Source organism: Gilliamella sp. LMG 34359 (assembly GCF_984569085.1).
In genome coordinates, this window is record NZ_OZ474906.1 from 2,305,050 (window position 1) to 2,329,913 (window position 24,864).

Below are 24,864 nucleotides of genomic sequence, written 5' to 3' on the forward strand. Positions count from 1 at the left end.
GAGAAAAAATGAAATACCAATTACAACCAGCATCAGCCGTATTAAATAAAAATGGTTTAACCATCAGCGCCGGCTGGACAATTGCTTATCATGTTGATGCAAAGGGTGAATTTTCACAAGCTACCTATCAATATTTACCTGTTGGCGTTGGCTTACCGGCCAATGCTTATTTAGAAGCCCCGAAAAACGTGCAAGAAAATCAAGCTATCATCCACAATGGCCAACAATGGACCTACCCTAAAGATTTACGTGGCACCAAGATCTACTCTACCGAAACTGGCGCGGAAATGACTATGCAAGAGGTTGGTGAGATTCCTGAAGGTTACACCACCTTAAAGCCAGGCAGTAAATTTGATAAGTGGGATGGCAAAAAATGGCAATTAGATAAAAATAAACAGCACCAATCGCAAATCAACCAAGCGACAACTCAAAAAAATCAACTCATTTCAGAAGCAACATCACAAATCAATTATTTACAAGATGCTGTTGATTCGCAAATCGCCAGCGAACAAGAAATTCAATTACTCGCTGAATGGAAAAAATACCGCGCACTAGTCAATCGCATTGATGTACAAAAAGCACCAAATATCGACTGGCCAAAACAGCCTAAATAGCGTTAATAGATAAACAAAAACCTTGGTCTTGTCACCAAGGTTCTATTAATAATTTATCATTTCACTAAACCTCACCTACGCCACTTGTAACCTCGTTTATTACATATCCATTTATTACCTCACTTCATTAGATTATGTCACTATCGTGAGTAAACCATTTTATGAAATGCAAATCGCATGCAGTTTATAAAGTATTCAAAAACTAGACATAACAACCGACACTAATATCGCATTCAATTGCCTTATGAGCGATTCGAATTTTTATTTATAGGATACAAATATGAGTCAAAAATTTTGTACATTAATAACCGAGCATGGCGCCGCCTTACTGGCAAATGCTACTGCTTTAGGTGTTCCGCTCAAATTAACTAAAATGGGGGTTGGTGATGGCAATGGTGATGCAACCACGCCAAATGCTGCTCAAACCCACCTTATTCATGAAGTCTATCAAGCACAAATCAATACTTTAACCACAGACGCAAATAATCCAAAGCAAATTATTGCTGAATTAATCATTCCGGAACACCAAGGGGGATGGTTTATTAATGAAATCGGCTTATATGATGAGAACAATACCTTAATTGCGGTCGGTAACTGCCCTGCTACCTATAAACCTCAATTGCCTGAAGGCTGTGGCCGTACACAAGTAATCCGCATGATTGTAGCAGTAGATAATGCAAGTGTAGTTGAACTTAAAATTGATCCGGCTGTAGTATTAGCCTCGCGTCAATATGTAGATAATTTAATTATTAACAAACTGGCAATCCATGAAAAATCAACTAATCACCCCAATGCCACTACTTCTTCAAAAGGTTTTGTGCAATTAAACTCGGCAACCAATTCAACAATTGAAAGCCAAGCGGCAACCCCAAAAGCGGTTCGTGATGCTTATGAATATGCTCGATATTCTGACCAAAAAGCACAGGCTGCCTATGACCATGCAAGCGCCGCGCATAATCGAATTGATCCAATTGTAGATAAGTTCCGAATGTCCGAATTTGAATCGCAGGTATATTCGGGAGACAAAAGACATATATTTGTTGTACGTAATGATGGAATTTCCGGAGTATATAATACCTATAAAAACGAATTTTCTTGGCATATCAATCATGATGGCTGGATAGCTGGTTATATTGGATCAGAGAGAGTTTTTGGATTGAATGAATTTGTTAAAGAACGTGTTTTACCTGTTGGGATTCCGCAACCTTGGCCTAGTGACCATTTACCTGCCGGTTGGCTCGAGTGTAATGGTTCACCATTTGATGTTAATCAATTTCCTAAATTAGCAGCCGTCTATCCGTGGGGAACCCTACCGGATTTACGCGGGTTATTTATTCGAGGGAAAGATAACGGTCGAGGATTAGACCCTAATCGAGGCATTTTAAGTTATCAAGATGATGCAATTAGAAATATAAGTGGTCGGTTCCCGGTTGTTACTCGTGCCGGTGGTGCAGCACCCATTACTGCAGATGGGGTGTTCAGATCTGATTCAAGATGGAATGCTGCAGTAAAAATAGGTGATAGTGACGATTGGGGGCAAACTTATTCACTTGATGCATCGCGTGTAGTCCCTGTTTCACATGACAACCATCCGCGCAATGTCGCATTTATATACATAGTTAAAGCAGAGTAATTAGGAGAACAAATAATGAAATATGAATTACAACCAGCATCAGCCGTATTAAATAAAAATGGTTTAACCATCACTGCCGGTTGGGCAATTATTTATAATGTTGACGCCAAAGGTGAATTTTCACAAGCTACCTATCAATATTTACCTGTTGGCGTGGGTTTGCCGGCCAATGCTTACTTAGAAGCCCCAAAAAACGTGCAAGACAATCAAGCCATCATCCATAATGGCCAACAATGGACCTACCCTAAAGACTTACGCGGCACCACGATCTACTCTACCGAAACTGGCGCGGAAACGACTATGCAAGAGGTTGGTGACATTCCTGAAGGTTATACCACATTAAAACCAAATAGTGAATTTGACAAATGGGATGGTAAAAAATGGCAATTAGATAAAAATAAACAGCACCAATCGCAAATCAACCAAGCGACAACTCAAAAAAATCAACTTATCGCGGAAGCAACATCACAAATCAATTATTTACAAGATGCTGTTGATTCGCAAATCGCCAGCGAACAAGAAATTCAATTACTCGCTGAATGGAAAAAATACCGCGTATTATTAAATCGCATTGATGTACAACAAGCACCAAATATCGACTGGCCAAAACAGCCTAAATAACGTTAATTGATAAAAACCTTGGTTTAAACTGAAGTGCCCCCCAGTAATTGGTTGTCCAACTATTGGGGGTCACTTCACCACCAAGGTTTTTATTAATTGTTTATCTTTTCAAAGAACCTCTCCTACCCCACTTGTAAACTTGTTTATTACATATCCATTTATTACATCACTTCCTAAGATTATGTCACTATCGTTAGCAAGCCACTTTATAAATAAAAGTCCTAGGACTGGATAAAGGATTCATAAACTGGCTTCTTAAAACCAAACAAGTAGCTCATTCGATCGCCTTAATGGCGATTCGAATTTTTATTTATAGGAATGAAAATATGAGTCAAAAATATTATACTCTAATTACCCAACAAGGCGCCGCATTACTAGCAAATGCGACCGCATCTGGTATCCCACTCAAATTAACTAAGATGGGAGTTGGTGATGGTAATGGTAAGGCAACTACACCAAATGCCAATCAAAGCAAATTAGTTCATGAAGTCTATCAAGCACCCATTAACTCATTAACCATTGATGAAAATAATGCGAATCAAATTATTGCCGAATTAATTATTCCGGAAAGTCAAGGAGGATGGTTTATTCATGAAATTGGCTTATATGATGAGAGTAACACCTTAGTTGCGGTGGGTAATTGCCCGGCTACCTATAAACCACAATTATCCGAAGGTAGTGGACGAACGCAAGTCATTCGTATCATTATCATCGTTGAAAACACTGATGCCATTGCCTTGAAAATTGACCCAGCAGTAATATTAGCCACTCGTCAATATGTTGATAATTTAATTACCGCTAGAATGACGGCTCATGAAAAATCGACCAATCACCCGACTGCGACCACTTCATCCAAAGGATTTGTGCAATTAAATTCCGCCACTAATTTAACCATTGAAAACCAAGCAGCAACCCCATTGGCAGTCAAAAAAGTAAATGAAGCTGTCAAAAGAGTGGATGAGAAAGTCACAAAAGTGGATGAGAGAGTCAACATAGTGAATGATATAGCTATGGCGGCAGTTAAACGTTCAGGCGATGATATAACTGGTGAGCTGAAAATAAAAGGTCACCCCGTATTAACTAAATATTCTTACGGAATTGGCTTTTCACATGTTTTAGGCAATGAATCCATAGATGAGCCTAAGAACCAGTATAGTGGTTTTTTATTCACTCAACAACAATCACAAGGGTGTAAACCATTCGATTATAGCCATGTAATGCGATCATTTGTTGGTGATTCATTTGGTGATATTGCCATTGATGTTTTAAGTAAGCGAGTTAAATACAGGGGTGTTATAACTTATGAACAAAACCCAAGTTATACTGGCGATTATAGTTGGAATGAATTTATCACCACAGCCAATATTTCTAATTATATTCCTATCGGTGTGCCTTTGCCATGGCCAAATACTCAACCTCCTGCTGGTTGGCTAGAATGTAACGGTTCAACGTTTAATAAAAATCAATTTCCGAAACTCGCTGCTGCTTATCCATCTGGAAAATTACCCGATTTACGCGGTGAATTTATTCGAGGATGGGATAATACAAGAGGAGCCGATCCCGGTCGTGGCATATTAAGCTGGCAACAAGACGCAATTCGCAACATCTACGCAGAATTTATGACAGCTGCTAACCCAGTCTTCGCATCCGGTGCGTTTTACACGGAGTCTCGCTCAAATGCTCGTATTAATAGCAGCACGCACAGCGGAAATCAGACATTAATATTTAATGCGTCACGCGTTGTGCCGACATCGCATGATAATCATCCGCGAAACATTGCATTTATGTATATCGTTAAAGCAGAATAATCAGGAGAACAAATAATGAAATATGAATTACAACCAGCATCAGCCGTATTAGATAAAAATGGTCTAACCATCTCTGCCGGTTGGGCAATTATTTATAATGTTGATACCAAAGGTGAATTTTCACAAGCTACCTATCAATATTTGCCTGTTGGCGTTGGCCTACCGGCTCATGCTTACTTAGAAGCCCCGAAAAACGTGCAAGACAATCAAGCCATCATCCACAATGGCCAACAATGGACCTACCCTAAAGATTTACGCGGCATTAAGATCTACTCTACCGAAACTGGCGCAGAAACGACTATGCAAGAGGTTGGTGAGATTCCTGAAGGTTATACCACCTTAAAACCAGGCAGTAAATTTGATAAGTGGGATGGCAAAAAATGGCAATTAGATAAAAATAAACAGCACCAATCGCAAGTTAACCAAGCGACAACTCAAAAAAAACAACTCATTTCGGAAGCAACCTCGCAAATCAGTTATTTACAAGATGCAGTTGATTCGCAAATCGCCAGCGAACAAGAAATTCAATTACTCGCTGAATGGAAAAAATACCGCGCACTACTAAATCGCATTGATGTTCAACAAGCACCAAATATCGACTGGCCAAATATGCCAAATAGCTAATTTCAATATTAATGACTGTCATTTACTTAGCTGATTTCCAATAATAAATGACAGTTTTTTGCCTGTTATATCAATCTGATCTGACAAACATTTTCGTTATAAATTGTAACAAATTTCGCTACAAATCCAATCACTAACCACTTTGTATTAAATATGCAAATATTGCCATGTACTTTAACTTTACAATATGTAAACCACAACGGAGAACTTATGGCTAACGATTATCATCACGGCGTCCGAGTCATCGAAATCAATGAAGGTTCACGCTCTATCAGAACAGTATCAACCGCTGTTATTGGTATTGTCTGTACTGGCGATGATGCCGATGCGACGCAATTTCCACTTAACACCCCTGTTTTAATTACCAATGTCAATAGCGCAATCGGTAAAGCTGGCTCAACAGGTACACTAAAACCAACGCTAGAAGCGATTGCCGATCAGTGTTCACCAGTGATTGTTGCTGTTCGTGTTGAGACAGGTGCAACTGTTGCAGAAACAGAAGCAAATATCATTGGTACCACCACTGAAGATGGCAAATATACAGGTATGAAAGCGCTACTTTCAGCACAAACGCAATTGAAAGTAAAACCACGTATTTTAGGTGCACCTGGTTATGACTCATTACCAGTTGCAACAGCACTAGTTTCATTAGCACAAAAATTACGTGCCTTCTGTTATGTATCGGCTTACGGCGCTAAAACCAAAGAACAAGCAGTACTTTATCGCGATAAATTAGGTGCGCGTGAAGCAATGGTAATTTGGCCTGATTTTGTCGGTTTCGATGCTACACAAAAACAAAATGTCACTTTAGCTGCAACGGCTAGAGCGTTAGGTCTACGTGCCCAAATCGACCAAAAAGTTGGCTGGCATAAAACATTATCAAATGTTCCTGTCAATGGCGTCACTGGCATTTCTAACGATGTATTTTGGGATTTGCAAGAAGAAAGCTCAGATTCAAATTACTTAAACGAGCACGATGTAACAACTTTAATTTGTAATCAAGGATATCGCTTCTGGGGATCTCGCACTTGCTCAGCGGATACCTTATTTGCATTTGAAAACTACACCCGTACCGCTCAAGTTTTAGCTGACACTATCGCTGAAGCTCAATTCCAATTAGTTGATGCTCCAATGCATGCCTCATTAATTAAAGATTTAATTGAATCAATCAATAACAAATTCCGTGAATTAAAATCTAACGGCTACATTGTTGATGGTAAAGCATGGTTTGACCCTGAAGCTAATACCCCAGACATTCTAAAAGCAGGTAAATTATATATTGATTATGATTACACACCTGTCCCGCCTCTCGAAAATCTTATGTTACGCCAACGCATTACCGATAAATATTTGGTTGAGCTGGCTAATTCAGTCGCCACTAACTAAGGAGAACAATTAAATGGCTCTACCTAAAAAACTCAAATACTTCAACGTCTACGTTAACGGAACCTCTTTTGCTGGTGAAGTCGAATCATTCACACCACCAAAATTAACCCGCAAATTTGAAAACTATCGCGGTGCCGGTATGCCAGGCAGTGTACCAATCGACATGGGATATGAAGATGATGCATTAAATGTTGAATGGACAATCGGTGGCTTAGCTCACGAAGTGCTAAAACAGCATGGTGGCTTACTCAATGGTGTTACATTACGTTTTGCTGGTGCTTACCAAAAAGATGATAGTGAAGATTTTATTAAAGTCGAAATCATCGTTAACGGACGCCATAAAGAACAAGACCGTGGTGAACTTAAACAAGGTGAAAGCAACTCAACCAAAATTACTACGCAATGTACTTACTATAAAGAGATCATCGACAACGAAGAAATTACTGAAATCGACCTAATCAACATGATCGACAAAGTAAACGGAAAAGATCGTCTATCAAAAGCACGTAGTGCAATTGGATTATAACAATTAATTTAATCCTAATTAATCATTTAAATAAAAAAGCCCGCAAGGGCTTCTTACGAGGGGAAACAAATGACAAGCAGCAAAAAAATCACATTAAAAAATGGAATTAAATCAGGTAAAACCACCATAACCGAATTTACTATTCGCAAACCAGTAACTGGTGATTTACGTGGTGTAAAATTACTCGAATTTATTGATTTAGATATCGACTCATTAGCAAAAGTATTACCACGCATTACCACACCATCAATTGCTGAACATGAAGTATATACTTTAGATTTAATTGACTTGTCGGAAATCACCAAAGAGGTAATCAATTTTTTGTCCCCGAACTCGAACGATGCCAACAAGGAATCCCTAACCGAGTAGAAGAGGCAATGGCAGATATTGCACTAATCTTTCATTGGCAACCGTCTGCCATGGATGAATTAAACTTATCTGAACTTATGGAGTGGCGAGAGCATGCTCGCGTCAGAAACGGTACCAATAATCAACAATAATCAGGGAGTGAATTATTAAAAATAAGGTACCGTTTGACGCCATTGATTATTAAATAATTAAAAAACGAATTAGTACTTAATCAATGCGCCCAACATAAACATCATTAATCAAAATCAGAAAATAAAAGTTTATTAATTATGGCCAACGAAAATAACAGAAATTCAGAAGATGAAGAAAAAACAAGTTCGCAAAGTGAAAAACTAAAAGAGTTTGGCACAAATCTTGGTAAACCAATATTAAGTTCGGTTGAATCCTTTATAGAACTTGAACAGGCTATGAATAAAGTTGCTAGGCAAGTTAAAGGGCTATATGACCTACAAGGCAAACCAACTAAATTATTTGACAGCATGAAAGAACAAATTCAATCACTAAGTCAACAAATACCAGCTGCCAAAGGAGCATTAGATATTGCTGAACAGGTAGAATCCAATGCCAAATTAGGCCTAACTAAACAAAGCGATCCTATAAGCGAACAACACAAACAACTACTAAACTTTACTAAAATCTCAGCAATTTCAGCCAATGCCTTTGGCTTACCGGCAAATGAGTTAGCCTCAGATCTGAGTGAAATTGCCAAATTATTCAATATTCCAATAGAAAATATTGAAAATTTAGCCGACACCATTAATTATCTAAGTGATAACACCGATGCTAATGTAGCAGATATCATAAGCTCACTAAAAAGTATGGATGATATTGCTGATAAACTCGATTTCAAACAAGTTATGGCATTAAATTCGGCATTCTTAAACCTAAATATAAAACCAGATGGTGCGATTGCCGCCACCAATGCTATCGTCAACAGTTTATCAAAAGCGACAACGCAATCGGAGCAATTCCAACAAACATTACAATCACTTGGATTTGATGCCACACAAATAGAAAAAAATATGTCAATCGATGCCATTGACACAATACAAAAAGTACTAACAACCATTAAACAACAGAATACAACCCAACAAACAGAAATCCTTAGTCAGTTATTTGGTAGCGAACAGGCGCAAAACACCGGCAAACTTACCAATAATTTGCCTTTACTCACCCAACAACAATCAGTAATTAATAACCCCAATGCCATGGGTTCTTTACAAATAAAAGCCGATATTGACAGTAAAAGTTTTGCGTCACAATTTGAAATATTAAAAGCCACACTAACTAATATCTCAAGTTCTATGGGTGGATCCATGCAAGGACCAATAGCTAGTGCAATGCCATGGTTAACCGAGCTAACAGCAAGTACTCAGCAATGGGTAAAAAACCACCCTACTTTTGTTGCTACCTTTATGGAAATAATTTCAATCAGCTCCATGGCAAGTACAGCATTAGGTACATTAGGTGAAATTCCTATCAAAGGCGTAATCAATGCATTTAAAAGTTTAGGCACGGTTATCGCAACAGTTAGTCAAGCATTTTCACTTAGTACTATCGGCCTTGTTGTTATGGCCATCGCTGCTTCAGCACTGCTGATTCGCAAATTCTGGGAACCAATTAGCGCATTCTTCACTGGTTTCTGGCAAGGACTTACCAATGAAATACAGCCAGTTATTGATGCTTTCTCATCCTTAGGACCAGTATTCACAACGATAGGTGATGCAATAGGTGGAGTAATCAACTGGTTTAGTGAATTATTATCACCAATGAAACTCACAGATGAACAGTTTGAAAGCTGTAAATCGGCCGGAACCTCTTTTGGTTCTGTTGTGGGGAGTATCCTTATGGCACCAATCAGACTCTTTGAAAGTCTTTCAAAAATAGTCGGTGAGACATGGGATCTTATTATGTCATTACCTGAAAAAATAAAAGAACTACCTGAAAAAATAGGACAAATTTTTACTGGTGAAAATGGATTATTTAATAAGTTTTTAAAAATAGGCGGAGATATTATCGACGGAATAATAAACGGTATCAAAAATGCTTGGAACAGCTTAAAGGAAAGTATATGTAATCTTGGAAGTAACATTTGCAGTTGGTTCAAATCAAAACTTGGCATTAACTCACCATCGACAGTCTTTAAAGAATTTGGTGTTAACACCATTGAAGGCTATCAAAATGGGGTTGATGAAACGCAAGATACCGCTTTAGACTCAATGAGTAAATTTGCTGATAAAGTTAGTACCAAGGCGCCGCAGATTCCAACCAATACCGCAAATAATATACCAAATGCTAATAGCAATTCAGCGATTAACACTATTCAAGGTGGAACATCACAATATTACATTACCATCAATGCCGCACCAGGTATGAATGAAGAAGAAATCGCTAGAGTCATCACTCAAGAACTCGATCGTCGAGAACAACAACAATTATTTCAAATTAGAAGCAGCTTAAGGGATATCTACTAAAATGATGATGTGTTACGGCTTTTTTGTTTTCAGCTTAAAAACATTACCCTACCAAGAAATGACATTAAACAAAAGTTGGAACTGGGCAAGCAATAATAGGGTCAACAAACGTTCAGCACTACAGTTCACCGGCCCAAATAACGAAACCATTACCTTATCGGGTTCAGTATTCAGCGAATTAACCCATGGTAGAGTCAGCATTGAAGTCTTAGAACGTATGGCATATTTATCTGTACCACTGCCGCTTATTCAAGGCGATGGGGTACCGCTTGGCTTTTTTGTATTAAATGGTGTCGAAAGAAAATACACCGAACTCGATCGTCACGGCGCTCCACGAAAAATCAACTTCACCATAAAACTAACTAAAGTTGACATTTCAGACTTCTTTGATGAGGGTATAATCAAAGATATTATTGATATTATTGATATTATTATATAGGTACAACATGGCAAAACCATATTTTAAAATTATCTTATTAGATGATGAGCAGCGAGAAGATATTACCGAAAAATTTGATAATCGTCTTATATCAATGAAAATTGAAGATAAAAATGGATTTCAAGCAGACACAATCACTATAGTCATTGACGATTCCGATCAGAAAGTCAATTTGCCTAAAACAAAGGCTAAATTAGAAATTACCCTTGGTTGGAAAGCGGATAAGCCAAAAACCACGATTGACGATCAAGAAGCGAAAATCTTTGAAGCAAATATAAAAAATGTATTTACCATTACGCAAGTTACCCATTCTGGTACACCAGATATCATTACTCTGCAAGGTTCAAGTGCCAATCTAATAGACGGAGCCGCCCTAAAACCTCAGGAAAAATCTTATGAAAACCTCACCCTAGGCCAGATAATCGCCCAGATTGCTATACGCAACAAGTTACCTTATCGCTTTGATAAATTGATAGGTTCTAACTTCATACCATATATTGACCAAATGAAAGAATCAGATAGCTCATTTCTTACTCGATTAATTGATGACTATGGAGGGGGCGTAACGATTAAAAATGATATGTTAATCGTGTTTAATAAAGGTCAAGGGATAACCGTAAATGGCAAAAAAATCCCACCGGCTAAAATCAAAAGAGCATCTGGAGACATGCACAGCTACACATTCATTAAAAGTCCATATATAGGTGTAAAAACCCGATGGTATGATTACCAAAAACCTACCAAAGAACCGCACAAAATTATTTATAAACAGCAAATTGAAGATAGTAAAGTTCACGTTGAGGGGACGGATGAAAAGAATGCCAACCGAGATGATATGAAAGATAAAATCAAAGAACTCAAATATGTTTATGCCAATGAAGAGAGTGCAACAGCAGCAGCAAAAAGTGAATTGAAAAAAATTGAACAAGGAATAGCACAGTTTAAACTCAAACTTGCTTTAGGCCGTCCCGACCTATTTAGCGAAATGCCGGTTGAAGTAGATGGATTCAAACAAGAAATAAACTCAACAAATTGGACTATCGCATCATGTACACATTCATTAAGTAAAGGTAGTGGATTTACTACTGAATTAGAATTACAAATAAAACCTGAAGAAGAAAGTTACGAAAATATCTTAAAATAACACCCACACAGTACAGCAAATCAACTTAAGTTAAGTTTAATTTTGTTTTAAATACTTAGCAAATGATGACTCTTACCAAGAGTCATCCATTAAACCCCAAAAAAACAGATAAAATCAATAGATAACCAAGTTATCGCTCAGCTAAACTTCATCACCAATTAACAAAAGACATGGCAAAAAAATAAAAATAGAAAAACACTAGACTTAAACTTAAATTAATGTAAAATTAACTAAAGTTTAATTCAAAGGGGTTAGTCACATGAAATGTCCACATTGCCGAAACAAAACATTTATCCGATCTAGTGAAGAAATAAGCAACTTAACTCGCAAACAGTATTACCAATGTTCCAACATATATTGTGGACATACTTTTACTGCAATGCAATCAATCTCAGAAACGATTGTACCAAGCGCAATCCCAGACCCAAAAGTCAACATCCCAATATCGCCATACAGCCGACACGCCAAAAAAGCCTAAACCATCACCAGATTGCACCTCACAGCAATCTGGTGCCCTCTCCCAATCAAAACATCTACTAACGACATAACTAATATCATTATAAACAGATAGCTTTAATATTAGACTACCAGCCGTAATTGCAGAGGAACAACCTAATTTACTAAACGAAAATACCTAACCACCACACTAATAACTACTAACTACTAACTACTAACTACTAACTACTAACTACTAGCTACTAACTACTAACTACTAGCTATTAACTATTAACTATTAACTATTAACTATTAACTATTAACTATTAACTATTAACTATTAACTATTAACTATTAACTATTAACTATTAACTATTAACTATTAACTGACAAGATTGAAAAGTTAAACGGAAAAAATCAACCGCCATTTTATCGCCACAGCTCAAAATAACACATAAAAGAAAACATTATTAAGACAGATAACTGATTGAATTTAAAGGCATTTGATGGTGGCCCCTACTGGACTTGAACCAGTGACCAATCGATTATGAGTCGACTGCTCTGACCAACTGAGCTAAGGGGCCTCTTTTGAGGTGCTACTGACTTAGTAGGGTTGCGATTATAATAGAGTTAAATTGAATTTGCTACATTTAATTAACAAAAAAGGTTGATTTGCTTAATTATTAGACTAACTTCTGTCAGAATATCATCATTTATAATAAGCGATATTTTTTAGTTAATTAACCTGATACAATGCTTTTAACAATTACTACTAATGATCGTTATATTGGTTGGGGAAATATTATGTCTATCAAAAAAATTCTTTTTATGAGCGCAGCTTTATCTACTGCATTGTTTTTAAATGGTTGTAGTAACTCAAATTACCAAGCCACTTCAGCTGGTCGACAAGTGCAGTTCATTGATACCAAACCTGCAGCAAATTGCCAATTCATTGGCAAAGCTGAAGGCCGTCGTGGCACTTTCTTTTCTGGTTTAAAAACCCATAGTGAGTTAATTCGTGATGCAGCAACAGATCTGATGAATAAAGCGGCGGCAATGGGCGGTAATGTGATTTATAATGCGCAAGATGCATCTTTACAATATGTTTCAGATATTGCTCCGACAGATGCCGTGATGACTGGTGAAGTCTATCGTTGTAAATAATAAATCGTCAATAAAAAAAGGGATATTGTTATCCCTTTTTAATTAGCTTACAAATATTATTAACCATTTTGCTTTTCAAATTGTTTCATAAATTCAATTAGGTATTTAACACCATCGATATCCATTGCATTGTAAATAGATGCCCTCATTCCGCCAGCGATTCGATGACCTTTGATACCAATAATATTTGCTTGAGTAGCCTCGCTAACAAATTTTTTATCAAGTTCTTCGTTTGGTGATAAGAAGGTAACGTTCATAATTGAACGATTAGGAATTGCTACAGTATTGCGGTAAAAACCGGATTGATCGATAAACTGGTAAAGTAATTGTGCTTTAGCTTGATTTCGCTGTTGCATAGCAGATAATCCACCCAAGTTTTTAATCCATTTAAACACTAAGCCTGACATATACCATGCAAATGTAGGTGGCGTATTAAACATCGAATCATGATCCATTAATAGTTTATAGTCTAATACTGAGGGTAATACCTTTTGAGCATAGCCAATTAAATCTTCTCGAACGATAACAATTGTGATACCTGAAGGACCAATATTTTTCTGGGCACCGGCATATATAATGCCATAACGACTAACATCGATAGGTTGAGATAAAATACAAGAAGATAAATCAGCAACGACTGTTTTATCGCCAAAGTTTGGTTGTTCAAATATTTCTATTCCGTCGATAGTTTCATTAGGGCAATAATGGACATAGGCACTATTATCACTCAATTGCCATTCAGACATCGGTTTGATTGAGGTTACTCCATCATTTTTAACAACCACATTTTGTTCAATCACATTACAGTATTTGGTTGCTTCTTTGGCGGCGCATTGACTCCAATAACCACAATTAATGTAATCGGCATCTGTTTTATTGCCTAATATATTTAATGGCACAGCAGCAAATTGTGCCCTAGCCCCACCTTGGCAAAATAAAATTTTATAATTTTCTGGTACATTTAAAATATCACGAAGATCGTCAGTTGCTGCAATTGCACATGCATCAAAATCTTTACCTCGGTGGCTTAATTCCATCACCGAAGCACCTGTATCTTGCCAATTTAGTAATTCAGCTTGTACTTGTTTTAGAACATCCGCAGGAAGTTTTGCTGGACCTGCACTAAAATTATAACTGTTCTTCATTGCAATTCATTTTCATCCGTCAAAAATAGAAAATCTATTTTTACACTCTATTTACCGATATACAATCAATTTTTTTATCAAAAAAAGTTGCTAAACGTTTTTTGGCAGCATAAAAATGCCGACTAAAGTCGGCATTTAGAATAATTCGTAAAATTTATTATAGTGAAAGTTGCTGCTTGGCATTGTCAATTGCAAATTTGACCTGTATAGGCGATACCCCACCTTTAGCAGATCGTTTAGCTAAGCAAGATTCCAACGATAAAATTGGATAGACATCATTTTCAATAACATCACTAAATACTTTTAATTCTTCAAGCGTTAATTCCTCTAGTGCTTTTTGCTTAGCTATCGCAGCTACAACTGCTTCACCAACAATGTGATGAGCTTGCCTAAATGGAATACCTTTAGCAACCAGATAGTCAGCAAGTTCTGTCGCGTTAGAGTAGCCTTGTTTAGCGGCATCTTGGCAATTTTGGTAATTAATTTTAATATCCTCAAGAACCAAAGTGGCCATATCTAAACACGCTTGCCAAGTATCCAATGCGTCAAACAGGTGTTCTTTATCTTCTTGTAGATCTTTATTATAGGCAAGCGGTAAGCCTTTAAAAGTCACCATAGCCCCAGTTAATGCGCCGACTACTCGCCCAACTTTACCTCGAATAAGTTCTAAAGCATCAGGATTTTTTTTCTGAGGCATTAATGATGATCCTGATGTTACCCGATCGGATAGTTCAACAAAATTTGCTTCACCACTATTGAAAATAATTAAATCTTCAGCAAATCGAGATAGATGTACCATACCTATAGAGGCATTATTGAGTAATTCTAGAACATGATCCCTATCTGATACCGCATCTAAGCTATTATTCGTTGCAGTTGAGAAACCTAACCAATTAGCTAGTAGATCGCGATCCATTGAATATGCTGTACCGGCTAACGCTCCACATCCCAAAGGACTAACATCCAAGCGTTTAAGCGTATCTTGCAAGCGACTTTCATCACGCGTTAACATTTCATAATACGCCAAGCACCAATGCGCAAAAGTGACGGGCTGAGCACGTTGTAAATGAGTATAACCAGGCATAACCGCATCTTGATGTTGTTCCGCGGTAAGCACTAAGCGTTTTCTTAATTGATTAATAGCAGAAATAAGATGAGCAATTTCAGCCTTACACCATAATTTAAGATCGGTGGTTGATTGATCATTGCGACTACGGCCAGTATGTAATTTTTTGCCTAAATCGCCAACTTTTTCAATCAGTTTTTGTTCTACCCAACTATGAATATCTTCCGCATCACTTTGTAGAATCTGCTGCGGATCTTGCCGTACTGAATCTAATAATTCGGTTAACGCTATTTCAAGCTTTTTTTGTTCATCATAAGATAAAACGTCCACAGTAACCAATGCTTTAGACCATGCAATTGATCCAATGATATCTTGCTCTGCAAGCCGATAATCAAAGCGTAAAGAATCATTAAAATGTTTAAATCGCTGATCCGCAGCTTGGCTAAAACGCCCACCCCATAATGCCATAATTACCTCAAATGTTATTTTCAATCAATCCTAAACGATTTAAATTTTATCGTTTTTCTAATAATGTTAATGATAAATTAAAATGCAATAATACGATAAAAAATATATACAGACTAAAGCCTGTATATATTGTGTGTTATATCTTACTAAAAAGTATTAAAAATTACTTTTTACTTTTAGTATTGCTCTTAGATTTTGTAGTTTCTTTTGCTGCTACTTTAGCTTTTTTGGCCGGTTGATTTTTCTTACCTTCATTTAATGCTCGAATACGTGAAGATAATGAGAATAAACGAATAAATCCACCCGCATGGCTATGATCATAAACTTCATCTTCACCAAAAGTTGCAAACTCTTCGCTATATAAGCTATTTGGTGATTTCTTTTGAACAGCTGTTGCATTTCCTTTGTAAAGTTTAACGACAACTTCACCAGTCATATCTTCTGCCAATACATCAGCCGCCGCTTGAATAGAACGACGATATGGCGCAAACCAACGACCATCATAAACAACATATGCCATCTCTAAACCGAGTTGTTCACGCCATTTAAAGCTATCACGATCTAAAATCAGTTGTTCTAAACCTCGTAATGCGGTCATCATGATTGTACCCCCCGGGGTTTCATAACAACCACGAGATTTGATGCCAACTAGGCGGTTTTCAATGATATCAACACGACCTACACCATGTTTGGCACCAATTTTATTGAGCGTGGCTACACAGTTATATGGTGATAGTTTTTTACCATTAACAGCCACAACTTCACCTTTTTCAATACCAATGGTGACAAGTTCTGCTTCATTTGGCGCATCTTCTGGAGACACTGTCCAAGCCCAGCAATCTGCATTAGCTTGATTCCAAGTGCTTTCAAGCACACCACCTTCGGTAGAGATATGCCACGCATTTTCATCACGGCTATAGATTTTTTCAACGGTTGCTGTTGTTGGAATTTTTCGTACTTTTAAATAATCAATTAAAGCTTCGCGTGACCGTAAATCCCATTCACGCCAAGGTGCAATGACTTTAAGTTGCGGTGCTAAAGCGGTATAGGTTGTTTCGAAACGGACTTGGTCATTACCTTTACCGGTTGCGCCATGGCAAAGGGTGTCAGCACCAATTTCTAACGCATATTCAACTTGCGCTTTGGCAATAATTGGGCGAGCCATCGAAGTTCCAAGATAGTAAGTTCCTTCATATAACGCGCCAGTTTTCAAAACAGGGTAAACATAATCTTTAACAAATTCTTCGCGTAAATCGACAACTTTGCATGCTACTGCGCCAGATGCTTTGGCTTTTTTCTCGACATCTTTTAGTTCTTTAGGATCTTGACCGACATTAGCGACTAATGCGTAAACTTCACAACCGCCATAATTCTCTTTTAACCAAGGAATAATGGCGGATGTATCTAATCCACCCGAATAGGCTAAAACCACCTTTTTTGTTGCACTTTTTTTCATGTTATACCCTTTCTTAATTTACTGACGAAAAAAATAAATGATTTAAAGATTAAATAATGTATATTTAATAACAAATACACCCACTTAATATACTAACTGATCTATATTTAAGCAATGATTCTTGTACCTGTTATTCCCGATTTTCCATTAAATAATTCAATGAGTTTATCTGATTCTTTCCAACTAGCTATATCAATTGGTCGTCCGAGCGTTTTTGCTGCTTCAAAGGCCGAATTGACTTTGACTATCATGCCATCTGTAATAATGCCTTTGGCAATGAGGTGATCAGCTTCAGCTTGTGTTAATGATGCAATTAGTTGTTTGTTTCCATCTAACACTCCAGAAACATCAGACAACAAAATTAAATCAGCATCTAACGTTTTTGCTAGTGCAACGGCAGCGTGATCGGCATTAACATTCATCATCTTGCCTTCATCAGTAATACCAATTGAACTAACAATAGGTAAATAACCATTATTAAGTAACAAATTGATTAAAGATGGATCACCGACTAGAGCTTCGCCTACATAACCTAACTCTTCAGAAATTTGCTTAACTTTGACACTATCACCATCAGCTAAACACAGACCAATACTAGGAATTTGTTGTTTTTTGGCTTCCGATAATATTGTCGTGTTGGCGCTTCCAGCAAGACTACCCACAATTACATCAATCTGATCTGCTGGAGTAACACGTAAACCATTACGACGAACCACCGGTAATGAAAGTCGATCCATTAATGCATCAACTACACTACCACCACCATGAACAATAATTAAAGGTCGTTTAAAATTCTTTTTATATTCGCTAATGACAATGAATAATTTACTTAATACATCTTTATTATCGAGTAAAACACCACCAAACTTAATAATTAAAGGTTTCATTTTGCTTTCCTATCAATTTTAATATGGGTCATCTTGTATAAAATTATTAATTTATAATAAGGCTGTTGTTTCATCAAAGCCAAATCGAATATTCATACATTGCACCGCTTGTGCAGCAGCACCTTTTAATAAATTATCTTCTACCGAAATTAGAATTAGATGTTGCCCTTTAAGCACAAAGCCAATATCACAATAAGGTAGACCAATTACTGATTTTAATGCAGGCCAATCTTTTTGATAAACTCTTATTAACGGCTTATCTTGATAATATTTGTTTAACGCGTTAAGAATATCATCTGATGTTACCCCTTCTTTCACCAAGCAGGTAATGGTGGCATGAATACCCTGCTTAAAACAACCAAGGTGAGGTGTAAAAATAATTTCTTGACCTAAATGTGTTGCAATTTCAGGTTGATGGCGATGAGTAAATAGTCCATAAGCATGTAAACTGACTTCACAAAATATATTATTTGTTGAAGGTTTGCGGCCTGCACCACTCACACCACTAACGGCATTGATAACAGGCCACTGCCTTTTGTCTAGTAAGTCTTCTTCGATTAGTGGTTTTAATGGCAATTGTGATGCGGTTGGATAACAGCCAGGAACAGCTATTAATTGCGCCTGTTTTATTGCCTCAAAATTCCATTCAGCTAATCCATAAACGGCTTTATCCAACCATTGCTTGTGCTGATGTTCAAAACCGTAAAATTGAGTATAAAAAGATGAGGAATTAACGCGAAATGCACCGGATAGATCAAAAACTGTACAGTCTTTTGCTAAGAAATATGGTGCAATATCATGACTAACTGAGTGTTCGGTAGCTAAAAAAACAATATCAATATCGTTAATGAGAGATGAATAATCAGCGGTTGCAATTAATGGTAAATCCACCACACCTTTTAATTGCGGATATAAATCATAATCCGAAATCAGCTTGCCACCATCAAGACTATTTTCTGAAACGGTTAAAGCCACCAACTCAATATTAGGATGCTTGGTTAAATAATATGCTAGTTTTGCACCTGCATAACCACTTGCTCCAACAATTATTGCTTTCAACATACCTTTCCTTATTCATTTCTATTGATTTTTTTAGCTATTATAGTAGGCTTTCTAATAAAACAAAGCAAGTGAAAATTGAATTTTTATTCACTTTTTGTGAATTTATTTTCATATAACAAGGTTTCAATCATTGAAAAAGGCGATGTAAAGGTAGGATAATTCCTCCTACCAACTTATTAATAGGAGGAATAACAGTGATTATTTCAAATAACAGGCCGATTTTAAGATAGCAATTAATAATTCCCAATAACGGTAAACACTTTGAATATTGACCTTCTCATCAGGTGAATGAGGCGACACAATAGTTGGCCCAATTGAAATCATATCCATATGTGGATATGACTGTTTGAATAATCCACATTCTAAACCAGCATGGATAACCATAATTTTAGCTTGTTTTGAGAAAATCTCTTGGTACTTATCCTTGGCCAATTGTAAAAGGCTTGAATTTAAATTCGGTTCCCAACCTGAATAACCACCGCTGATCTCATAATTAGCATTTACTAATTGACTTAATGATATTAAGGTTGAAACTACAGCATCTTTGGCACTATCAACTTGTGAACGGATTAAAAAATTCACGCTTAATTGGCTATCACTAATAGTGACAATACCTAGATTTAAAGATGTCTCTACCACACCGTGAATCTGATTGCTCATAGTGACCACACCATTAGGTGCAGTATTTAACATATTGATGATTTTATTTTGTTGTTCAATGGCGATAACCCGTTTAACACTATCTGTTGTAACTTCTTTCACCGTCAATTCGATATCAGGTTCAATTTGACCAAACTCATTTTGTAAGATTGATTGGTATTGTTTAACTATCTCTGCTAATTTAGGTAAATCTTGTTTATTTAAAGTTAATTCAGCAAAGGCTTCTCTTGGAATTGCATTACGTAATGAACCTCCTCTGATATCAGCTAATCTAAATGAGATATCTTGCCCGTATTCAGCTAGCAATCTCGCCATTAATTTTATGGCATTACCACGCCCCAGATGAATATCACAACCTGAATGACCACCTTTCAAACCTTTTAACGCAAGTTCAATATAGCAATCGTGAATTTCTGGCATTACCGCATAAGTAATTGCAAAATTAATTGAGAAATCTACACCACCCGCGCAACCTGTAAATATCTCACCTTCATCTTCAGAGTCAGTATTGATGAGATAATGGCTTTTTAACCAATTTGGTTGAAGACCAAAAGCACCATGCATGCCAGTTTCTTCAGAAGTAGTGACTAATACCTCAAGTGGACCATGTTCAACAGAGGGATCAATTAATACCGCTAGCGCAGAAGCAAGACCAACACCATTATCAGCGCCTAATGTTGTTCCTTTTGCTTTAACCCATTCACCATCTACATAGGCTTGAATAGGATCGGTTAGAAAATCGTGCTGTGTAGCTTCATTTTTTTGAGGAACCATATCCATGTGAGCTTGTAAGGCGATAGATGGGCAATTTTCCATACTTTTAGTTGCAGCTTTGCTTAATAAAATATTTCCAGCTTTATCAAGCTGACAATCAATGTGATGAGTTGCTGCAAAATCGACAATATACTTGGTTATCATTTGTTCATGATGAGAAGGATGGGGAATTTTACAAATATCATTAAAAATCTGCCAAACAAATTTTGGATTTAAGGTCGATAGCATATTTTATCCTCAATATTAGGTGGGTAAAAAATTAATGAGTGATTTTTTTATCTAATCACTCTATAATAAGGTGCAATTTTACATCTATTTTAAGTCCATTAATATTAATTTATTGAATTCGTTTATTCGATTAAAATTGCAGGTTACACATGTCAATAGAACAAAATTTAACAGAAGAACAAATCAAAGCAAAAAAACAGCATAAAGCAGAGATCATTGCTGAAAAGAAAAAATTTAACGTTACTTGGGAAATGCTTCAATCTTATGGGCGTCAACTTGCTGAAAGATTATTACCCGCCAACCAATGGAAAGGTATTATCGCCGTTAGCCGAGGCGGCTTAGTTCCAGCGGCTATTCTAGCTCGTGAACTGAGTATCCGTTATGTTGATACTGTCTGTATTTCAAGCTATGACCACGATCATCAACGTGAAAAACTAATCTTAAAACAAGCTAATGGTGATGGCGAGGGCTTTATTGTGGTTGATGATTTAGTCGATACCGGAAGTACTGCGCACACGATTCGTGAAATATATCCGAAGGCCCATTTTGTGACTATCTTCGCTAAACCTGCAGGCAAACCATTAGTTGATGACTATGTTATCAATATTGCTCAAGATACTTGGATTGAACAACCATGGGACACTGGTGTAATGTTTGTTAAACCAATTAGCGATCATTAACAATTAATTATTTTAACAAGGTTGCCATGGTTATGACTGAAAACCTGTCAGAAAAGATATTCAAACCACAATATGACTACCCTGAAACATCATCGCTAATCAAACGAATAGATAGTAGTAATGGTAGCAGTACAAGCCCATTTGATGGTGAAATTGATTCAAAGTGGTACCGAATCATTAACCCTATTTTATGGTATTGGCGAGGTTTGCCAAAATTAGAAATCGAAGCGGTTTTATCACAAATCGCTATATCGACTAAACGTCATACTGATGATAAATGGCTAGATACAGTTATTGGTTATCAACCTGGCAATTGGATTTATGAGTTTTTAAATCAAGCAGCAAAATGGCAAGCAAAAATTGATGCGGTAGATCAAACAAACTTATCTGCAGAAGCTAAAAATAATTTACATCAAGATTATTTAATTGCAAGCGAATATGCAAGTATCGCAAGTTATCCTCATTTTAAAAATGATGAGCTCGCGATGTATGCACAAACTTGTGCATATCAAGCTTATATGAAAGCACTCGAATATTCGCCTTACACGACAAAACAGATTGAATTTAAAGTTGAAAATCGTAGTATTAAAACGATTTTACATTTACCGCAAAATTGTGATGCCGTATGCCCTGTCGTCTTAGTATGTAATGCATTAGGCAATCTACAGATCGATTATTATCGTTACTTTAGTGAATATCTTGCTCCACAAGGTTTTGCAATGTTAACGGTAGATTTACCAACGGTCGGATTTAGTCGAAATTTTGTATTAACCCAAAATAGTAGCCAAATTCATCAAGCTATTATCGAACAATTAGCAACAGTACCATGGGTAGATAGTAATCGTGTGATAGTTGCGGGCTTCCGTTTTGGTTCGCATATTGCAACTCGCCTTGCCTATTTAATGCCCAATAAAATAAAGGGACTTTTCAACTTCACCCCTTTTGTACATCAGATATTTGTGGATAAAACTTTACAACAAAATTTACCTAACTGTTATAAAGACATGTTGGCTTGTCGATTGGGTTTAACATCGGTATCAAATCAGCAATTAGCGGCAGAATTGAATTATTTTTCGCTTAAAAATCAGGGATTATTAACTCGTTCCTGCCCTGTGCCTATTATGAATATTATCTTTGAAGATGATAAATTGAGTAATCTAACTGAGGCGAAATTAATTCAATCTTCAAAACAAAGTAAAATTGTGACTATTGCTAAAACACCATTACAAAAAAGCTTACAAAACGCTTTAACGCAATCAGTTAAATGGATGGAATCTATTTTGTAATAAATGATTTAAATAAGAGTATTGCTATGAAGAATAAAAAACAACTAACGGTCGTTGTTAAGCTAGGTACTAGCGTTTTAACCAGTGGTACTAAACAGTTAGATCGTGCTCGAATAGTAGAGCTGATTCGTCAATGCGCTTATTTACATCAAAATGGTCACAAAATTATTATCGTTACTTCGGGTGCTATCGCTGCCGGCCGAGAATATCTAAACTTCCCTAACCTTCCTAATACCGTTGCATCAAAACAGTTACTTGCCTCGGTTGGTCAAAGCAAACTTATCCAACTTTGGGAACAGTTATTCTCTATATATAAAATTTATATCGGTCAAATGCTATTAACACGGGCAGATTTAGAAGATCGTGAACGTTTTTTAAATGCACAAGATGCCCTAAAAGCGATGTTAGATAATAATATTATTCCTGTTATCAATGAAAATGATGCGGTTGCCACTGCGGAAATTAAAGTTGGTGATAATGACAATCTATCAGCACTGGCCGCGATTTTAGCTGAAGCGGATAAACTCTTATTACTTACCGATATAGAAGGATTATATACAGCCGATCCTCGAACCGATCACGATGCAAAATTGATAGAAGAAGTTTCTCAGATTGATGATAGTTTACGTAGCATTGCTGGTGATAGTGTATCAGGTCTGGGAACCGGTGGTATGAGTACCAAAATCCAAGCAGCTGAAGTAGCTGGTAGCGCGGGTATAGAAGTAATAATTGCTGCCGGGAGCAAAGAAAATGTGATTATTGATGCCGTCAATAATCAATCTGTGGGTACCCGTTTTTTACCACAAAAAACACCTTTAGAGCATCGCAAACATTGGCTATATGGTGCCCCCAATGCAGGAAAAATTATTCTTGATGATGGCGCTATTAATGCTATTTTAAATAATGGTAGTTCACTTTTGCCAAAAGGAATTGTCGCGGTTGAAAAAGATTTCTCACGTGGAGAAGTAATTGATATTTGTGATAAGTCTGGAAGACGAATTGCACGAGGTGTAAGTCGTTATAATAGCGATGCATTAAAACAAATTGCCGGCCATCATTCACAACAAATTAGTCAAATTATTGGTTATGAATATGGAGCTGTTGCTGTACATCGAAATGATATGATTATTAAATAACAAATAATAAGGAAATAAAAAATGGGACTAGCTATAGGTGGTATAATAGCCAACTGGTTTGGTGTATTAATCGTTTACATGTGCTCACTTGAAGATCAAATTTATGGAAGTATTTTACCTATTGCATGCATATCAGCATTAATAAGTACGATAGGAATATTTTTTGCAGGAGATAATAAAAAAATAGCAAGTATTTTGATTATTATTGGCAGCATAATATTTGTCCCTTTGGGATTAATTGGGATTTTGGGCGCGAGAAAAATAACTGATCTTGCTAATGAAAAAACATTAGAAGAGAGACGCAATTCATAAAATAACATGAACATTATTTTTTAAGGATAAAAAATGGAATCACAAAATCAAAATATAAAACAATTTAAAGCTCGACGTCACGTCATACTTTTGATGATATTATGTGTTATATTATTTTTCATTACGTTAATGCTTCCTATAGAGATGAATTTAAGTATAGGAGTGCCGATAATTATATTGATTCGTGTTATTTGGCAATTTAATATGATTTATATCTCAATTGGCGATGATTATATTACCTATAGACCTACTGCACCGCTAAGAAGTGGGGTGAGTATGCTTTTTGAAGAAATCTCATCAATTAATTATCAAAAAAATAAAGTAATTATTAATTACAAAAATAAAATTAGTCATAAAGAACATACTGTAAAAATACCTTTAACAGTTATGGAAAATGAGGAAAAAGAAAAACTTTTAACTACATTACATACGTTATTAAGAGATAAGGAACAATAAACTAATAAAAG

The 24,864-nt window shown here is 36.5% G+C and carries 24 protein-coding genes, 1 tRNA gene and 1 pseudogene; 19 read left to right on the top strand and 7 right to left on the bottom strand.

What is annotated here, in order from left to right; all coding sequences use genetic code 11:
• The first annotated feature begins 8 nt into the window (after positions 1-8).
• The 13 genes from AC5LXV_RS10740 (at position 9) to AC5LXV_RS10800 (ending at position 12,116) form a co-directional block, all read left to right on the top strand.
• Positions 9-614, top strand: coding sequence for a tail fiber assembly protein (locus tag AC5LXV_RS10740; RefSeq protein ID WP_493466406.1), 606 nt, complete (start codon positions 9-11; stop codon positions 612-614).
• A gap of 280 nt (positions 615-894) precedes the next feature.
• Positions 895-2,247: a phage tail-collar fiber domain-containing protein gene (locus AC5LXV_RS10745; protein WP_493466407.1), complete on the top strand. Its 1,353-nt coding sequence runs from the start codon at positions 895-897 to the stop codon at positions 2,245-2,247.
• A 15-nt stretch (positions 2,248-2,262) separates the two neighbouring features.
• Positions 2,263-2,868, top strand: coding sequence for a tail fiber assembly protein (locus AC5LXV_RS10750; RefSeq protein WP_493466408.1), 606 nt, complete (start codon positions 2,263-2,265; stop codon positions 2,866-2,868).
• Positions 2,869-3,194: 326 nt separating this feature from the next.
• Positions 3,195-4,676, top strand: coding sequence for a phage tail-collar fiber domain-containing protein (locus AC5LXV_RS10755; RefSeq protein WP_493466409.1), 1,482 nt, complete (start codon positions 3,195-3,197; stop codon positions 4,674-4,676).
• A 15-nt stretch (positions 4,677-4,691) separates the two neighbouring features.
• Entirely contained in the window at positions 4,692-5,300 is a 609-nt protein-coding gene (locus AC5LXV_RS10760) for a tail fiber assembly protein (protein ID WP_493466410.1), read from the top strand.
• Between the two features lie 210 nt (positions 5,301-5,510).
• The gene (locus AC5LXV_RS10765) at positions 5,511-6,686 is read left to right on the top strand and encodes a phage tail sheath protein (RefSeq protein WP_493466411.1); all 1,176 of its coding nucleotides are present in this window, start codon (positions 5,511-5,513) and stop codon (positions 6,684-6,686) included.
• 13 nt (positions 6,687-6,699) lie between these two features.
• Positions 6,700-7,212, top strand: coding sequence for a phage major tail tube protein (locus tag AC5LXV_RS10770; RefSeq protein WP_110423391.1), 513 nt, complete (start codon positions 6,700-6,702; stop codon positions 7,210-7,212).
• Positions 7,213-7,281: 69 nt separating this feature from the next.
• The gene (locus AC5LXV_RS10775) at positions 7,282-7,581 is read left to right on the top strand and encodes a phage tail assembly protein (RefSeq protein WP_110423390.1); all 300 of its coding nucleotides are present in this window, start codon (positions 7,282-7,284) and stop codon (positions 7,579-7,581) included.
• An 8-nt stretch (positions 7,582-7,589) separates the two neighbouring features.
• Complete coding sequence (locus AC5LXV_RS10780) at positions 7,590-7,712, top strand: GpE family phage tail protein (RefSeq protein WP_110423389.1); 123 nt, start codon at positions 7,590-7,592, stop codon at positions 7,710-7,712.
• 138 nt (positions 7,713-7,850) lie between these two features.
• Positions 7,851-10,055 (top strand): phage tail tape measure protein, encoded by a 2,205-nt coding sequence (locus AC5LXV_RS10785; protein WP_493466412.1) that lies wholly within the window; start codon positions 7,851-7,853, stop codon positions 10,053-10,055.
• Position 10,056: 1 nt separating this feature from the next.
• A complete protein-coding gene (locus tag AC5LXV_RS10790; protein ID WP_110423387.1) occupies positions 10,057-10,494 on the top strand; it encodes a phage tail protein in 438 nt (145 codons plus the stop codon).
• Positions 10,495-10,501: 7 nt separating this feature from the next.
• On the top strand, positions 10,502-11,638 hold the full coding sequence (locus AC5LXV_RS10795; RefSeq protein WP_493466413.1) for a contractile injection system protein, VgrG/Pvc8 family: 1,137 nt from the start codon (positions 10,502-10,504) through the stop codon (positions 11,636-11,638).
• Between the two features lie 259 nt (positions 11,639-11,897).
• A complete protein-coding gene (locus AC5LXV_RS10800) occupies positions 11,898-12,116 on the top strand; it encodes an Ogr/Delta-like zinc finger protein (protein WP_082205083.1) in 219 nt (72 codons plus the stop codon).
• A 464-nt stretch (positions 12,117-12,580) separates the two neighbouring features.
• Here the strand turns inward: AC5LXV_RS10800 and AC5LXV_RS10805 are convergent.
• A tRNA-Ile gene (locus tag AC5LXV_RS10805) sits at positions 12,581-12,657 on the bottom strand.
• A 220-nt stretch (positions 12,658-12,877) separates the two neighbouring features.
• Here AC5LXV_RS10805 and AC5LXV_RS10810 point away from each other — a divergent pair.
• Positions 12,878-13,237 (top strand): DUF4156 domain-containing protein, encoded by a 360-nt coding sequence (locus tag AC5LXV_RS10810; protein ID WP_110424043.1) that lies wholly within the window; start codon positions 12,878-12,880, stop codon positions 13,235-13,237.
• Positions 13,238-13,296: 59 nt separating this feature from the next.
• Here the strand turns inward: AC5LXV_RS10810 and serC are convergent, their stop codons facing one another.
• The 6 genes and pseudogenes from serC to AC5LXV_RS10840 form a co-directional block, all read right to left on the bottom strand.
• A complete protein-coding gene (serC, locus tag AC5LXV_RS10815) occupies positions 13,297-14,382 on the bottom strand; it encodes a 3-phosphoserine/phosphohydroxythreonine transaminase (RefSeq protein WP_493466414.1) in 1,086 nt (361 codons plus the stop codon).
• A gap of 157 nt (positions 14,383-14,539) precedes the next feature.
• Positions 14,540-15,916: an argininosuccinate lyase gene (gene argH / locus AC5LXV_RS10820; protein ID WP_493466415.1), complete on the bottom strand. Its 1,377-nt coding sequence runs from the start codon at positions 15,914-15,916 to the stop codon at positions 14,540-14,542.
• A 244-nt stretch (positions 15,917-16,160) separates the two neighbouring features.
• A pseudogene (locus tag AC5LXV_RS10825) lies at positions 16,161-17,372 on the bottom strand (argininosuccinate synthase); the annotation flags it as partial.
• Between the two features lie 107 nt (positions 17,373-17,479).
• A complete protein-coding gene (argB, locus tag AC5LXV_RS10830; RefSeq protein ID WP_493466416.1) occupies positions 17,480-18,259 on the bottom strand; it encodes an acetylglutamate kinase in 780 nt (259 codons plus the stop codon).
• Between the two features lie 51 nt (positions 18,260-18,310).
• The gene (argC, locus tag AC5LXV_RS10835) at positions 18,311-19,321 is read right to left on the bottom strand and encodes an N-acetyl-gamma-glutamyl-phosphate reductase (protein WP_493466417.1); all 1,011 of its coding nucleotides are present in this window, start codon (positions 19,319-19,321) and stop codon (positions 18,311-18,313) included.
• Between the two features lie 198 nt (positions 19,322-19,519).
• Positions 19,520-20,983 carry an aminoacyl-histidine dipeptidase gene (locus AC5LXV_RS10840; RefSeq protein WP_493466418.1) on the bottom strand — a complete coding sequence of 488 codons (1,464 nt, stop codon included), beginning with the start codon at positions 20,981-20,983 and terminating at the stop codon, positions 19,520-19,522.
• A gap of 149 nt (positions 20,984-21,132) precedes the next feature.
• Here AC5LXV_RS10840 and gpt point away from each other — a divergent pair, with 149 nt between their 5' ends.
• From gpt to AC5LXV_RS10865, 5 genes are read left to right on the top strand one after another with little or no spacing between them, the layout of a single operon-like run.
• Entirely contained in the window at positions 21,133-21,663 is a 531-nt protein-coding gene (gpt, locus tag AC5LXV_RS10845; protein WP_493466419.1) for a xanthine phosphoribosyltransferase, read from the top strand.
• Positions 21,664-21,695: 32 nt separating this feature from the next.
• Positions 21,696-22,949, top strand: coding sequence for an esterase FrsA (frsA, locus tag AC5LXV_RS10850; RefSeq protein WP_493466420.1), 1,254 nt, complete (start codon positions 21,696-21,698; stop codon positions 22,947-22,949).
• Positions 22,950-22,975: 26 nt separating this feature from the next.
• The gene (gene proB / locus AC5LXV_RS10855; RefSeq protein ID WP_493466421.1) at positions 22,976-24,085 is read left to right on the top strand and encodes a glutamate 5-kinase; all 1,110 of its coding nucleotides are present in this window, start codon (positions 22,976-22,978) and stop codon (positions 24,083-24,085) included.
• 21 nt (positions 24,086-24,106) lie between these two features.
• Positions 24,107-24,397 (top strand): hypothetical protein, encoded by a 291-nt coding sequence (locus tag AC5LXV_RS10860; protein ID WP_493452914.1) that lies wholly within the window; start codon positions 24,107-24,109, stop codon positions 24,395-24,397.
• A 33-nt stretch (positions 24,398-24,430) separates the two neighbouring features.
• The gene (locus tag AC5LXV_RS10865; RefSeq protein WP_493466422.1) at positions 24,431-24,853 is read left to right on the top strand and encodes a hypothetical protein; all 423 of its coding nucleotides are present in this window, start codon (positions 24,431-24,433) and stop codon (positions 24,851-24,853) included.
• Positions 24,854-24,864: the final 11 nt, after the last annotated feature.

Excerpts from the sequence above, each read along its gene's own strand:
- AC5LXV_RS10740 (WP_493466406.1), top strand. The coding sequence starts at position 9 with ATGAAATACCAATTACAACCAGCATCAGCCGTATTAAATAAAAATGGT.
- AC5LXV_RS10745 (WP_493466407.1), top strand. The coding sequence starts at position 895 with ATGAGTCAAAAATTTTGTACATTAATAACCGAGCATGGCGCCGCCTTA.
- AC5LXV_RS10750 (WP_493466408.1), top strand. The coding sequence starts at position 2,263 with ATGAAATATGAATTACAACCAGCATCAGCCGTATTAAATAAAAATGGT.
- AC5LXV_RS10755 (WP_493466409.1), top strand. The coding sequence starts at position 3,195 with ATGAGTCAAAAATATTATACTCTAATTACCCAACAAGGCGCCGCATTA.
- AC5LXV_RS10760 (WP_493466410.1), top strand. The coding sequence starts at position 4,692 with ATGAAATATGAATTACAACCAGCATCAGCCGTATTAGATAAAAATGGT.
- AC5LXV_RS10765 (WP_493466411.1), top strand. The coding sequence starts at position 5,511 with ATGGCTAACGATTATCATCACGGCGTCCGAGTCATCGAAATCAATGAA.
- AC5LXV_RS10770 (WP_110423391.1), top strand. The coding sequence starts at position 6,700 with ATGGCTCTACCTAAAAAACTCAAATACTTCAACGTCTACGTTAACGGA.
- AC5LXV_RS10775 (WP_110423390.1), top strand. The coding sequence starts at position 7,282 with ATGACAAGCAGCAAAAAAATCACATTAAAAAATGGAATTAAATCAGGT.
- AC5LXV_RS10780 (WP_110423389.1), top strand. The coding sequence starts at position 7,590 with ATGGCAGATATTGCACTAATCTTTCATTGGCAACCGTCTGCCATGGAT.
- AC5LXV_RS10785 (WP_493466412.1), top strand. The coding sequence starts at position 7,851 with ATGGCCAACGAAAATAACAGAAATTCAGAAGATGAAGAAAAAACAAGT.
- AC5LXV_RS10790 (WP_110423387.1), top strand. The coding sequence starts at position 10,057 with ATGATGATGTGTTACGGCTTTTTTGTTTTCAGCTTAAAAACATTACCC.
- AC5LXV_RS10795 (WP_493466413.1), top strand. The coding sequence starts at position 10,502 with ATGGCAAAACCATATTTTAAAATTATCTTATTAGATGATGAGCAGCGA.
- AC5LXV_RS10800 (WP_082205083.1), top strand. The coding sequence starts at position 11,898 with ATGAAATGTCCACATTGCCGAAACAAAACATTTATCCGATCTAGTGAA.
- AC5LXV_RS10810 (WP_110424043.1), top strand. The coding sequence starts at position 12,878 with ATGTCTATCAAAAAAATTCTTTTTATGAGCGCAGCTTTATCTACTGCA.
- serC (WP_493466414.1), bottom strand. The coding sequence starts at position 14,382 with ATGAAGAACAGTTATAATTTTAGTGCAGGTCCAGCAAAACTTCCTGCG.
- argH (WP_493466415.1), bottom strand. The coding sequence starts at position 15,916 with ATGGCATTATGGGGTGGGCGTTTTAGCCAAGCTGCGGATCAGCGATTT.
- argB (WP_493466416.1), bottom strand. The coding sequence starts at position 18,259 with ATGAAACCTTTAATTATTAAGTTTGGTGGTGTTTTACTCGATAATAAA.
- argC (WP_493466417.1), bottom strand. The coding sequence starts at position 19,321 with ATGTTGAAAGCAATAATTGTTGGAGCAAGTGGTTATGCAGGTGCAAAA.
- AC5LXV_RS10840 (WP_493466418.1), bottom strand. The coding sequence starts at position 20,983 with ATGCTATCGACCTTAAATCCAAAATTTGTTTGGCAGATTTTTAATGAT.
- gpt (WP_493466419.1), top strand. The coding sequence starts at position 21,133 with ATGTCAATAGAACAAAATTTAACAGAAGAACAAATCAAAGCAAAAAAA.
- frsA (WP_493466420.1), top strand. The coding sequence starts at position 21,696 with ATGACTGAAAACCTGTCAGAAAAGATATTCAAACCACAATATGACTAC.
- proB (WP_493466421.1), top strand. The coding sequence starts at position 22,976 with ATGAAGAATAAAAAACAACTAACGGTCGTTGTTAAGCTAGGTACTAGC.
- AC5LXV_RS10860 (WP_493452914.1), top strand. The coding sequence starts at position 24,107 with ATGGGACTAGCTATAGGTGGTATAATAGCCAACTGGTTTGGTGTATTA.
- AC5LXV_RS10865 (WP_493466422.1), top strand. The coding sequence starts at position 24,431 with ATGGAATCACAAAATCAAAATATAAAACAATTTAAAGCTCGACGTCAC.